10 protein-coding genes and 1 pseudogene are annotated in these 11,426 nt (G+C 73.6%); 3 read left to right on the forward strand and 8 right to left on the reverse strand.

Annotated elements, in window-relative coordinates; genetic code table 11:
* Window positions 1-448: 448 nt before the first annotated feature.
* On the forward strand, window positions 449-814 hold the full coding sequence (locus ACFW2E_RS29075; protein WP_384470037.1) for a cupin domain-containing protein: 366 nt from the start codon (window positions 449-451) through the stop codon (window positions 812-814).
* Window positions 815-878: 64 nt separating this feature from the next.
* On the opposite strand, the gene ACFW2E_RS29080 is transcribed toward ACFW2E_RS29075, so the two are convergent.
* The 4 genes from ACFW2E_RS29080 to ACFW2E_RS29095 form a co-directional block, all read right to left on the reverse strand.
* Window positions 879-1,850: an NAD(P)-dependent alcohol dehydrogenase gene (locus ACFW2E_RS29080; RefSeq protein WP_384470038.1), complete on the reverse strand. Its 972-nt coding sequence runs from the start codon at window positions 1,848-1,850 to the stop codon at window positions 879-881.
* A gap of 120 nt (window positions 1,851-1,970) precedes the next feature.
* Window positions 1,971-2,945, reverse strand: coding sequence for a D-cysteine desulfhydrase family protein (locus ACFW2E_RS29085; protein WP_384470039.1), 975 nt, complete (start codon window positions 2,943-2,945; stop codon window positions 1,971-1,973).
* Window positions 2,946-3,008: 63 nt separating this feature from the next.
* Complete coding sequence (locus ACFW2E_RS29090; protein WP_384470040.1) at window positions 3,009-4,370, reverse strand: VWA domain-containing protein; 1,362 nt, start codon at window positions 4,368-4,370, stop codon at window positions 3,009-3,011.
* Window positions 4,367-5,224: an AAA family ATPase gene (locus ACFW2E_RS29095; protein ID WP_384470041.1), complete on the reverse strand. Its 858-nt coding sequence runs from the start codon at window positions 5,222-5,224 to the stop codon at window positions 4,367-4,369. The genes ACFW2E_RS29090 and ACFW2E_RS29095 overlap by 4 nt, the downstream gene beginning before the upstream one ends.
* Before the next feature lie 143 nt (window positions 5,225-5,367).
* Here ACFW2E_RS29095 and ACFW2E_RS29100 point away from each other — a divergent pair, with 143 nt between their 5' ends.
* Together ACFW2E_RS29100 and ACFW2E_RS29105 are read left to right on the forward strand one after the other, a co-directional pair.
* Window positions 5,368-5,940, forward strand: a complete 573-nt coding sequence (locus ACFW2E_RS29100; RefSeq protein ID WP_384470042.1) for a TetR/AcrR family transcriptional regulator — start codon at window positions 5,368-5,370, stop codon at window positions 5,938-5,940.
* A gap of 114 nt (window positions 5,941-6,054) precedes the next feature.
* Window positions 6,055-7,008: a hypothetical protein gene (locus tag ACFW2E_RS29105; protein WP_384470043.1), complete on the forward strand. Its 954-nt coding sequence runs from the start codon at window positions 6,055-6,057 to the stop codon at window positions 7,006-7,008.
* 255 nt (window positions 7,009-7,263) lie between these two features.
* Here ACFW2E_RS29105 and ACFW2E_RS29110 read toward each other — a convergent pair whose 3' ends face one another.
* The 4 genes and pseudogenes from ACFW2E_RS29110 to ACFW2E_RS29125 all read right to left on the reverse strand — a co-directional run.
* Entirely contained in the window at window positions 7,264-7,905 is a 642-nt protein-coding gene (locus tag ACFW2E_RS29110; protein ID WP_384470044.1) for a lactate utilization protein C, read from the reverse strand.
* Window positions 7,902-9,380, reverse strand: a complete 1,479-nt coding sequence (locus ACFW2E_RS29115) for a LutB/LldF family L-lactate oxidation iron-sulfur protein (RefSeq protein WP_384470045.1) — start codon at window positions 9,378-9,380, stop codon at window positions 7,902-7,904. The genes ACFW2E_RS29110 and ACFW2E_RS29115 overlap by 4 nt, the downstream gene beginning before the upstream one ends.
* Complete coding sequence (locus ACFW2E_RS29120; RefSeq protein WP_384470046.1) at window positions 9,377-10,132, reverse strand: (Fe-S)-binding protein; 756 nt, start codon at window positions 10,130-10,132, stop codon at window positions 9,377-9,379. The genes ACFW2E_RS29115 and ACFW2E_RS29120 overlap by 4 nt, the downstream gene beginning before the upstream one ends.
* 73 nt (window positions 10,133-10,205) lie before the next feature.
* A pseudogene (locus ACFW2E_RS29125) lies at window positions 10,206-11,408 on the reverse strand (rhamnulokinase family protein); the annotation flags it as partial.
* Between the last annotated feature and the right edge of the window lie 18 nt (window positions 11,409-11,426).

Consider the following 11,426-nt stretch of genomic DNA (forward strand, 5'->3'; position numbering starts at 1 on the left):
GGCGCCCCCACTGAGCCCGCGGGGCGGTCGCGTCCAACTGGTGGTCGCGCGGCGATTGCTCGATCGATTGGGGGGGGGGGGGGGGTTTTTCGCGAACCCGCACCGCCGGGGGGGGGTGCCCCGGGCGTACGGGCGCGGGTCGGCTGTACGGGCGCGGGCCAGCTGTACGGGCGCGAGCCGGCCGTGCCGCCGCGTCCCGGCCGTGCGGCCCGCGGGTGACCGGGTGCGGCGTGATGGCCATGGCCAAGCCGGTCCGGGAAGCGGTCCCGACGAAGCCTCTCGACGCTTCTGGTCGCCGCCCGGGACACGGGGTTTCCCCCGAATGGCAGCGCCGAGTTGACGGGCAGACGATTGACGCGTGGGCACGGCCGCCGTGCGAGCACCCGGGTCGCCGGGAGACGGAGACCGGCCCCGGCCGTGGTGAGCGGCCGGAAGGGAGGAAACCGTCATGTTGGAAGTGAAGACGGTCGACAAGCCGGACGAGCGGCGCGACTTCCCCCGGGGCCATCTCGAAGCGGTTCACCTGAGCGGGCTCGACTTCGCCGTGGCGACCTTCGAGCCGGGCTGGCGCTGGTCGGAGTCCGTGGGCCCGATCGCCGGCACGGAGAGCTGCATGATTCACCACAACGGCTACGTGGTCCAGGGGCGGATGCACCTGCGCATGGACGACGGCGGCGAGGGCGAGGTCGGCCCCGGCGACGTGTTCGTGTGCCCGCCCGGCCACGACGCCTGGGTCGTGGGCGACGAACAGGTCGTGGTGTACGACTTCGCGGGAGGCATGGCACAGGGCTACGCGAAGGCCGAGGGAAGGTAGTCCGGTCGCGATGTGCCCCGCGGCGAGCGTCGCCGCGGGGCACCGCCGTGCGCGGCCGGTCCGGTCAGACCGTGACGACGACCTTCCCCCGCGCGTGCTCCTCCTCCAGGTGACGGATGGCCTCCGGCGCCTCGCGCAGCGCGTACGTCCGGTCGATCACCGGAGCGAGCTTCCCGGAGTCGGCCAGCTCCCGCAGCGCCGTCAGCACCGCCTTGTCGGGTGCAGGTCCGACGAGCGGGCGCAGCCGCTGACGGACGAAGGGAGAGAGCACGAGCCCCTTGAGGATGAGGACCGGTGCCCCGAGGAACTGCCCCGGGCTGCCTCCGCCGCCGAGAACGAGCGTCCCGGTGGGCGTGAGGGCGCGCCGGAGGGCGGAGATCCCGTGGTTGGCCACGAGGTCGAGGACGACGTCGTACCGCCGCCCGTCACGCGTGAAGTCCTCCCGCGTGTAGTCGACGACGTGGTCCGCGCCCAGCGAACGGACGAGCTCGGCGTTGCGGGTGCTGCACACGCCCGTCACCTCGGCGCCGAGCGCCTTGGCGATCTGCACGGCGAACGTGCCCACCCCGCCGGAGGCGCCGTTGACCAGCACGTGCTGTCCCGGCCGCAGCCGCGCCACGTCGCGCAGTCCGCGCAGGGCGGTGTTCCCCGCCAGCGGCAGGGTCGCCGCCTGCTCGAAGGTGAGGGCGGCGGGCTTGCGCTCCACCCATGCGTCCGGGGCGCAGACGTACTCCGCGAACGTCCCGTCGACCTCGCCGAACACCTCGTCCCCGGGCCGCAGGTCCCGGACGTTCCGGCCGACCGCCGCCACCTCGCCCGCGAAGTCCCGGCCCCGGATCCGCGCCCGGGGCGCACGCGGCCCCAGCGCCAGCCGGGCCACGTACGGGTCGCCGCGCATGAGGTGCCAGTCGTACGCGTTCACCGCGGCGGCGCGCACCCGCACCAGCACCTGGTCGTCGGTGGGCACCGGCTCGTCCACGTCCCTGAGCTCCAGCACGTCCGGTGAGCCGTACCGGTCCTGGACGACCGCCTTCATGTCCTGTCCCCCCTCGCCGTCTGCTCGCAGGTTAGGGGGAGGGCCCCCGTTCGGGCATCGGGGAGGAGCCGTAGTTCCACGGGAGGAGGAGCGCAGGTGCGTGTAGGGGGCCGGTGAGGGTCAGAGCTCGAGGGCGACGGACCCCTCCTCGGCGAACCGGACGGCCTCCGTGTGCCCGAACAGGCCGGGCAGCCCGCCGGTGTGCACGAACACGGTCCGCTCGCCCGGCCGGACGTCACCGTCCCGGACGGCGGCGATCAGCCCGGCCAGGGCCCGGCCCGTGTAGACCGGGTCGAGGACCAGACCCTCGGTGCGGGCGGCGAGCCGGAGCGCGTCGGCCGCCGGACCGGTGAGCGTCGCGTACCCGGCGCCCACCTGGTCGCGTCGCACCCGCAGCCGGTCCGGGGTGACCGCCTCCGTCGTGAGCGGGGCCGCGAACTCCCCTACGGCGGCGGCCGGATCGGTCAGGGCGCCCACGTCGACCCCGAGCACCGCCGCCACGCCCAGCGACGCGACGAGTCCCGCCATCGTGCCGCCGGAGCCGAGGGCGACGACCGCGGTCCGCACGTCCGCCAGTTGTCCGCGCAGTTCCTCGCCGCACCGCACGTAGCCGCGGGCCCCCAGGGTGCTGGACCCGCCGAACGGGACGAGCGCGGGCCGGGAGCCGTTCTTGCGCAGCCGCTCGCAGACCTCGGCGGCCGCCAGTTCCAGGCCGTCCCGGCCGACGTCGCCCGCCCAGGCCGTCCGCGCCCCGAACAGCCCGTCCAGCGCGAGGTTCCCGGACCGCGACACGCCGGGCGAGCCGCGCAGCACAAGGACGACGTCGAGGCCCAGGCGGGCGCCGGCGGCCGCGGTGAGCCGGGCGTGGTTGCTCTGCGGTGCGCCGGTGGTCACCAGCGTGTCGGCCCCCTCCGCGAGCGCCGCTCCCAGCGTCCACTCCAGCTTGCGGATCTTGTTGCCGCCACCGCCGAGACCGGTCAGATCGTCCCGCTTGATCCACAGGTCGTCCGGGCCGAGCCCGATGGCGGCGGCCAGCCGGGGAGCGGGTTCCACCGGGGTGGGGAAGGTGCCGAGTTCCACGGGCGGGTGGGTCATGTCGTTCGTCCTCGTCTGCGGGCTGTGGTGACGCAAGTCGACCACACGTCGGCGCCGGACGCCTCAGACGGGGAGCAGCCGCGCGATCAGCCCGCCGAGCTGGCGGGCCGTTCGGCACTCGTACATCTCGACCAGGTCCGCGTAGGCGGGCGCGGCGGAGTCGCCGGTGCCCCACTGGGCGCGCTGCTCGGGGTTCAGCCAGTAGACGCGGCGGGCCCGTTCGGCGATGCGGCGGACGGCCGGCAGGTTCGGGTCGCTCATGTTGGTTCGGGCGTCACCGAGGACGAACACGGTCGTGCGCGGGCCGACCGCGTCGCCGTACCGCTCCGCGAACTCGCCCAGCGCCACGCCGTAGTCGCTGCTGCCGTGCCACCCGGTGAGCGTCGCCTCCGCGCGGATGCGGGCGCCGAGGCCCTCCGGGTCGGCGGTGCCGTGGTCGAGGAGTCCGGTCACCTCGTCGATCCGGTTGACGAAGGCGAACACCCGCACCTTGCTGAACTGGTCGTGCAGCGCCTGCACCAGCAGCATCGTGAAGTCGGAGAATCCCGACACCGAGCCCGAGACGTCGCACAGCAGCACCAGTTCGGGCCGCACGGGACGGCGCCGGCGCAGCACCGGCCGTATCGGTACCCCGCCCGTCGACAGCGACCCGCGCAGGGTGCGGCGCAGGTCGATCGTGCCGCGCGCGGCACGGCGTCGCCGGGCGGCGAGACGCGTGGCCAGCTTCCGGGCGAGCGGCTGAACGGTCCTGCGCAGTTGTGCCAGTTGGTCCCGGCCGGCGAAGAGGAAGTCCACCCGGTCGGCGGTCGGCCGCACCGCCCGGCGGGCGATCATGTCCCGGCCGCGCCGCTCGGCCACCCGCCGCCGGGCCTCCGCCGCGACCATCGCCCGGAACGCCTCGATACGACGCCGGATCTCGTCGTCGAGCAGCCGGTCGGCGAAGGCGGCGCCCCCGTTCTGCTGCCCCCGGACCTGCGTCCGCACCCGGGCCAGCAGCGTCTGGGGGCGCAGCCGGTCGAGGGTCTGGTACGACGACCAGCCGTCCGACTCGGGTGAACTCCCGTACCCGCCCAGGCCGTCGACCGCCTCCGCGGCCAGCCGCGCCATCATGGCCCGGTCGTCGGCGGCCAGCGCCCCGGCGAGACGGTCGCGCAGTTCGTCCCGGTCCGCCGGCTCGGCGCCGGGCGCGCCGACGCCCCGCGGGAAGTACAGGTCGAAGACCGGGTCGAAGACGCTCCGCTGTGCCGTGCCGTGCAGCAGCGTGGCCGCCAGGCCCTCCCGCAGCAGCTCCCGGTCGGCGAACCCGAGCGCCTCCAGCGCACGGGCCGCGTCCACGGTCTCGCCGGTGCCGATCCGTACGCCGTGCGCGCGCAGCGCCCCGACCAGGCCCGTCAGCCGCTCGACGACACCCGCCGGCGTGCTCACAGATTGTCCAGGTCCAGCTTGGCGGCCGCCTTGAGGATGTCGTCCTGGTGCTTGAGGATCACGCCCAGGCTGTCCCGTACGACCGTCTCGTCGAGCGTGTCGGCGCCCAGTGCCAGCAGGGTGCGCGCCCAGTCGATCGTCTCGGCGACGGACGGCACCTTCCGCAGGTCCATGGCGCGCAGCGCCCCGATCACCCGCACGACGGACCCGGCCAGCGCCTCGCCCAGCCCCGGCACCTTCAGCCGGACGATCCGCCGCTCCAGCTCCTCGTCCGGGAAGCCGATGTGCAGGAACAGACAGCGGCGGCGCAGGGCCTCGGACAGCTCACGGCCGGCGTTGGAGGTGAGCACGACGAACGGACGCTGCGTGGCCGCGATGGTCCCCAGCTCGGGCACGGTCACCTGGAAGTCGCTGAGCACCTCCAGAAGGAGGCCTTCCATCTCGACGTCGGCCTTGTCGGTCTCGTCGATCAGCAGCACCGTGGGGCCGTCGCCGCGGATGGCGGTCAGCAGCGGGCGCGGGAGCAGGAACTCCTCGCTGAAGATGTCCGTGCGCGTCTCGTCCCAGGTCTCGTCCCGGCCCGCGCTGATGCGCAGCAGCTGCTTGGCGTGGTTCCACTCGTACAGCGCGCGGGACTCGTCGACGCCCTCGTAGCACTGCAGCCGTACCAGCCGGGCGTCCGCGACCTGGGCGACGGCCTTGGCGAGCTCGGTCTTGCCGACCCCGGCGGGGCCCTCGACCAGCAGCGGTTTGCCCAGCCGGCCGGCCAGGAAGACGGTCGTGGCGACCGCGGGCGACGCGAGGTAGCCGGTCTCGGCGAGGCGCGCGGAGACGTCGTCGACGGAAGTGAACAACGGGTCCTCCGGCTGAGGTCGGGATCGGGGTCCGGATTCCTATCTAAGCGCTTGTTCAGCCCCGCTGTCACGTGGATCCGTCGACTGCGACACATTGCACACCGATCGGTTTCCACCGGCCCCCGGCGCGGTAACCTCGCGGTATGGCCACCACGGACAAGGCGTCACCCCGCGACCGGCTGCTCGACGCGGCCGCCCAGCTCTTCTACAGCGAGGGCGTCTCGATCGGTGTCGAGACGCTGTGCCGGACGGCGGGTGTCTCGAAGCGGTCCATGTACCAGCTCTTCGACAGCAAGGACGAGGTGCTGGCCGCGAGCCTGGAGCAGCGGATCCCGTGGTACGAGGAGCTGTTCACCCCCGCCGGCCCCGAGGCCGGGACGCCCCGCGAGCGGATCCTGTACGTCTTCGAATGCCTGGAGAAGGCCTCCACGGACCCCGGCTACCGCGGCTGCCCGTATCTGGCCGTGCTGGTCGAGCTCAAGGACCCTGAGCACCCGGCGAGCGCGGTCGCGCGCACGGCCAAGGAGCGGCTGCGTGAGGTCCTGCGCACCCAGGCCGAGCGCGGCGGCGCCCGCGACCCCGAGCTGCTCGCCCGCCAGCTGATGCTCGTCTACGACGGGGCCAGTGCCCGCGCCGGCGCCCGGGTGGAGAGCCTGGACGACGGGCTGCCCACGGCGACGGCGGCGGCGCTGCTGGACGCTGCGGGAGTGGCGTAGACCCCCTCGACGAGCAGACCGTGCGAGTGGCGGTGACCGCTTCGTGACGACGGTGACCGTACTGGTGCCGTGACCCGTCTTCCCGCCGCGAACCGGTGCCGGTACAGCTTTTCCATGACGAACAACGGGGGCTGCCACCGGTCGTGGTGGCGGAGATTACGCGACGCGGTGCTGGGCGCCCGCACCGACACGAAGGCCGACGGACTGGCCAACCTGGTGGAGCCGGGCCGTGAGACGGCGTACGAGCGCTTCCTCACCGCCTATCCCGTCCAGCACATGAACCTCCAGCTGATCCACGGCGAGGGGCAGCGGGCGTTCGAGTACGAGACCCGGCAGTCGCTGCGGATCACGGTGGGCTGTGTCCTCGCCAACGTGCTGTGCGATCCCCGGCTCGCCGCCGAGGAGGGCGACCGGCACCTGAGGGACTATCTCAACAAGGAGATCGCGGGCCTGCGCGCCCGGATCGAGCAGGACTGCGCCCTCGCGGTGAGCCGCGGCATCAACGTCGGACTCAGCCTCGGCGCGCTGATCGGCGTGGTCCTGCTGAGCGCGCCGCTGGTGGTGGGGGCAGTGGGGCTGCTCGACGTCCTGCGGGTGGACATCGGGTGCGGTGACCGCTGGAGCCTGATGGGCGCCTTCGTCTGCGGCGGGGTGGGGGCGTTCGGGGCGGTGCTCAGCGTCCTGGTGCGGCTGCGCCGGAGCGGGGAGTCGCTGGCCCGACGCAGGACCAACGGGGACCGGGGCACCGTCGCTCCGGGGCAGCTGGCCCGCGGGATGCGCCACGAGGGCGTCTACCGGGTCTTCGTCGGCTGGATCCTCGCCCTCGCGGTGTACTTCCTGCTCGACGCGGACATCGTGCGGGTGATCGAGCCGCCCGCGACCACCGGTGACATCTGCATCGCCCATCAGGACGGGGCGGGCACCGCGTTCTGGGGCTTCTGGTGCGCCGTCGGATTCCTGGCGGGCTTCAACGAGCGCTGGGCGTTCGGCCTGCTGGACCGCTCACGCCCCGACCGCCGGGAAGAGCCCGCACGACAGCCTTCGGCCACGGAACCGGACGGGGGTTGAATCGAACGGGGTTGAGCGGGACGGAGGTGAACCGGGCCACGCGGGGGCCGCCCGTGGGGCGGACGGCGTGGGGCGAGGACCGGGCCGGGTGAAGAGCCGGGGACACCTCGGTGCGTCCGGCGTTCCGCCGACGACCCTCAGCACGGGCACGCCGAGGTCGAATCCAGGGCGCGGCGCCGGCCGGCTGTGGGGGGCTCCTTACGGCAACAGCGTCGCATGGCCCCGGCGGCGGGGCCCGGCGCGCAGCCGGACCCCTCAGCCCACCAGTACGACCTCCAGCGTCCGCGGTCCGTGCACCCCCTCCACCCGGTCCAGTTCGATGTCACTGGTCGCCGACGGGCCGGAGATCCAGGTCAACGGGCGTGCGGGAGCCAGGCGTTCCAGGGCCTGGGGGACCGCCGCGACGACCTGGTCAGGCACCCGGACCACGCAGATGTGATGGTCGGGGACCAGGGTGATCCGGCGGCGCCCCTGGTCGGGTCCGCCGTCCAGCACGATGGTGCCCGTCTCGGCGATCGCCACGGCGCACGCCGTGACCACGCTGTCGACCCGGTCCAGCTCCTGCGGAGTGCTCTCCGCCCGGTCGGCGACCCGCTCGGCATCCGTGTCCGCCAGCCACCCCTCGTCCAGTCCGGGCGGCACCAGCACCGAGGCCGCCCCCCGGGCAGCCAGCAACCCGGCGATCACCGATGGCAGTTCGGGCGCGGCGCAGCGGTGCACGACCGCCCGGTAGTCCGCCAGGTTCTGCGCGAGCAGGTCCACCGTGCCGGTGTCGGTCCGTTCGCCGTGTTCCCGCAGATAGTCCCGGGGAACGGCCTGCTCGTACGGCGTGTCGTCGCGCGGGACGGCCGCCAGCGCGCGCCGCACCCGGCCCAGGACCCGGTCCCTGCCGCTCACTCGGTCTCCTTCTTGCCGCCGCCGGTGCGCTGCCACCAGTCGCGGAACGGCTCCGCGGGTACGGCCGGCAGATCGCGGGTCCCGCTCCACGCCCTGCCGGGACCGGGAAGGGTACGCGGGTGCAGCCGGCGGGTGCGCGACGCCAGCCGCTGTCCGGCGCGCAGGACGCCGGGACGCGCGAACGCCCAGAGTGCCGCGCGCATGGCGGCTCGTTCGGCGGCGTGGCCCCTGGCCGGCCGCAGCACCACCTTGTTGCCCTCCCGGACCACCTGGCCGCCCTCCACTACCCGCTCCCGCAGGTGCACCAGCACCTCGGGGATGTCGATGGCGACCGGGCACACCTCGTAGCAGGCCCCGCACAGCGAGGAGGCGTACGGCAGCGAGGCGTCGATCTCGCTGCGCGTACCTCGCAGCTGGGGGCTGAGGATCGCGCCGATCGGGCCCGGGTAGACGGAGCCGTAGGCGTGGCCGCCCGCCCGCTCGTACACCGGGCAGACGTTGAGACACGCCGAGCAGCGGATGCAGCGCAGCGCCTGACGGCCGACCTCGTCGGCGAGCGTGTCGGTGCGGCCGTTGTCGAGCAGGACCAGATGGAAGGTCCGCGGGCCGTCCTCGTCCGTGGTGCCGGTCCACATGCTCGTGTACGGGTTCATCCGCTCGGCCGTCGATGAGCGGGGGAGCGTCTGGAGGAAGACCTCCAGGTCCCGCCAGGTGGGCACGACCTTCTCGATGCCGACGACCGAGATCAGCGTCTCGGGCAGGGTCAGACACATACGGCCGTTGCCCTCCGACTCGACCACGACCAGCGTGCCGGTCTCGGCGACCATGAAGTTGGCGCCCGAGACGCCGACCTTGGCGCGCAGGAACTTCTCGCGCAGGTGCAGCCGCGCGGCCTCGGCGAGTTCGGCGGGCGTGTCCGTCAGACCCTCGGGGGCCGGGCGGCCCCACTCGCCCATCTCGGCACGGAAGATGTCCCGGATCTCGCCCCGGTTGCGGTGAATGGCCGGGACGAGGATGTGCGAGGGCCGGTCCCTGCCCAGCTGCACGATCAGCTCGGCGAGATCGGTCTCGTACGCGCGGATGCCCTGAGCCTCCAGCGCCTCGTTGAGCCCGATCTCCTGGGTGGCCATCGACTTGACCTTGACGACCTCCGACTCGCCGGTCGCCCTGACCAGCTCCGCCACGATCCGGTTGGCCTCGTCCGCGTCGGCGGCCCAGTGCACGGTGCCGCCGGCCGCCGTGACCGCCCCCTCCAACTGGACCAGATAGCGGTCGAGTTGGCGGAGCGTGTGGTCCTTGATGCGCTTTCCGGCCTCCCGCAGTTCCGCCCAGTCGGAGAGCTCCGCGACCGCCTTCGCCCGTTTGGCGCGGATGGTGTGCGTGGCGTGCCGGAGATTGCCGCGCAGGGTCCGGTCGTGGACGGCCTCGCGCGCCGCCTCGGGAAAGGCCGGCATCCCCACAAAGGTTCCGCTCATGCGGCCGGCCCCTCCTCGGTGCTCGCCAGGATCTCCGCGATGTGCACCGGCCGCAGGCCGGTCCCGAGCCTGGTCATGGTGCCGCCGATGTGCATCAGACAGGAGTTGTCGGCCGCGCACAGCACCTCCGCGCCCGTCGACTCGGCGTTGCGCACTTTGTCCGCGCCCATCGCCGCCGAGACGTCGGGGTTCTTCACCGCGAAGGTCCCGCCGAAGCCGCAGCACTCCTCGGCACCCGGGAGTTCCACCAGCTCCAGCCCCTTCACGGCCCGCAGCAGCCGCAGCGGACGGTCGCCGAGCCCGAGGCCGCGCAGGCCGTGACAGGTCGGGTGGTACGTCACCCGGTGCGGGTAGTACGCCCCGACGTCCGTGACCCCCAGCACGTCCACCAGGAACTCCGTCAGTTCGTACGTCTTCGGGACCACCGGCGCCAGGGTGGCGGCGAGGGTGTCCCCGCGCCCCTCGGCACGCGCCCGCTCACCCATCCGCGGATACAGCTCCCGCACCATCGCCCCGCACGATCCGGACGGCGTCACGATCGCCTCGTACTCCCGGAAGACATCGGAGAACTGACGGGCGAGCGGTTCCGCCTCATGACGGTAGCCGGTGTTGTAGTGCGCCTGCCCGCAGCATGTCTGGCCCATCGGGAAGTCGACCTCGACTCCCAGCCTGTTCAGGAGTTTCACCACCGCGCGGCCGGTGTCCGGATAGAGCGTGTCGTTGACGCAGGTCAGGAACAGGGCGACACGCATCGCGGCTCCTTGTGGGTCGGTCATCGGACGAGTGCAGGGTAATGGGAGGCGACCGTCGAGGGGAGAGCGCGGTTCACGGCGTGGCGAGCCGGGCCGCGGCCTCCTGCCAGCGGGCCGCCGCGCCGGCCGGCTCGTACCGGGTCAGCCGCTGGGTACGGGCCAGCAGCCGGCGCATGCCGTCGCGGTCCCCGGCCAGACCGTGGGCCCGCGCCTGGACCAGGACGTTGCCGAGGGCCGCCGCCTCCGTCGGCCCCGCCACCACCGGCAGCCCGCAGGCGTCGGCGGTGAGTTGGCACAGCAGCGCGTTCCGGGCGCCGCCGCCGACCACATGGACGACGTCGACCGGGTGACCGGCCAGCCGCTGCGCGTCCTCGACCGCCCGGCGATGGGCCAGGGCGAGGGAGTCGAGGATGCAGCGCGTGATCTCCGCCGGGGTCCGCGGAACCGGCTGCCCCGTCGCCCGGCAGGCCTCGGCGATCCGCTCCGGCATCCGCCCCGGTGCCAGGAACGCAGGGTCCCCCGCGTCCACGACCGACCGCAGCGCCTGCACCTCGGCGGCCTCGCGCAGCAACCCGTCGAGACCGGGGTCGCCCCAGGCCCGTACGCACTCCTGCAGCAGCCACAGCCCCATGATGTTGCGCAGGTAACGGACCGTGTCGTCCAGCCCCAGCTCGTTGGTGAAGTTGGCGGCGCGGCTCTCCTCGGTGAGCACGGGCGTGTCCAGCTCGAGGCCCGCCAGGGACCACGTGCCGGTGCAGATGTAGGCGAAGCGCTCACCGGTGGCCGGAACGGCGGCCACCGCCGACGCGGTGTCGTGCGAGGCGACCGCGGTCACCGGCACGGGACCGGCGAGCCCGGTCTCCTCCAGCACCTCCGCCCGCAGCGCACCGGCCGGATCGCCCGGCCGGCGCAGCGGCGCGAAGAGGCCCAGGTCGACGTCCAGCCGGGCCGCGAGGCCGTACGACCACCCGCGCGTGCGGGGATCGACGAGCTGGGTGGTGGAGGCGTTGGTGAGTTCCGTGCCCTGCTCGCCCGTCAGCCAGTAGGAGATCAGGTCGGGAATGAGCAACAGTCGCTCCGCGCAGGCGAGTTGCCGGGTCGCGCGGGCCGCCGTCAGCTGGTACAGAGTGTTGAAGGGCGCGTACTGCAGCCCCGTCGCCGCGTACAGCTCGGCCGCGGGCACGCCGGCCCACACCTTCTCCGGGACGCCCCCGGGGGGGGCGTCGCCGGTAGTGCCGGGGGTGGCGAGCCCGGGGCCGTGGGCGTCGCGCAGTCCCGTTTACACCGCCCCCCT

This window comes from Streptomyces sp. NPDC058964 (assembly GCF_042741275.1).
Classification (GTDB): domain Bacteria; phylum Actinomycetota; class Actinomycetes; order Streptomycetales; family Streptomycetaceae; genus Streptomyces.

Coding starts and splice junctions, on each gene's coding strand:
- ACFW2E_RS29075 (WP_384470037.1), top strand. CDS start 449: ATGTTGGAAGTGAAGACGGTCGACAAGCCGGACGAGCGGCGCGACTTC.
- ACFW2E_RS29080 (WP_384470038.1), bottom strand. CDS start 1,850: ATGAAGGCGGTCGTCCAGGACCGGTACGGCTCACCGGACGTGCTGGAG.
- ACFW2E_RS29085 (WP_384470039.1), bottom strand. CDS start 2,945: ATGACCCACCCGCCCGTGGAACTCGGCACCTTCCCCACCCCGGTGGAA.
- ACFW2E_RS29100 (WP_384470042.1), top strand. CDS start 5,368: ATGGCCACCACGGACAAGGCGTCACCCCGCGACCGGCTGCTCGACGCG.
- ACFW2E_RS29105 (WP_384470043.1), top strand. CDS start 6,055: ATGACGAACAACGGGGGCTGCCACCGGTCGTGGTGGCGGAGATTACGC.
- ACFW2E_RS29115 (WP_384470045.1), bottom strand. CDS start 9,380: ATGAGCGGAACCTTTGTGGGGATGCCGGCCTTTCCCGAGGCGGCGCGC.
- ACFW2E_RS29120 (WP_384470046.1), bottom strand. CDS start 10,132: ATGCGTGTCGCCCTGTTCCTGACCTGCGTCAACGACACGCTCTATCCG.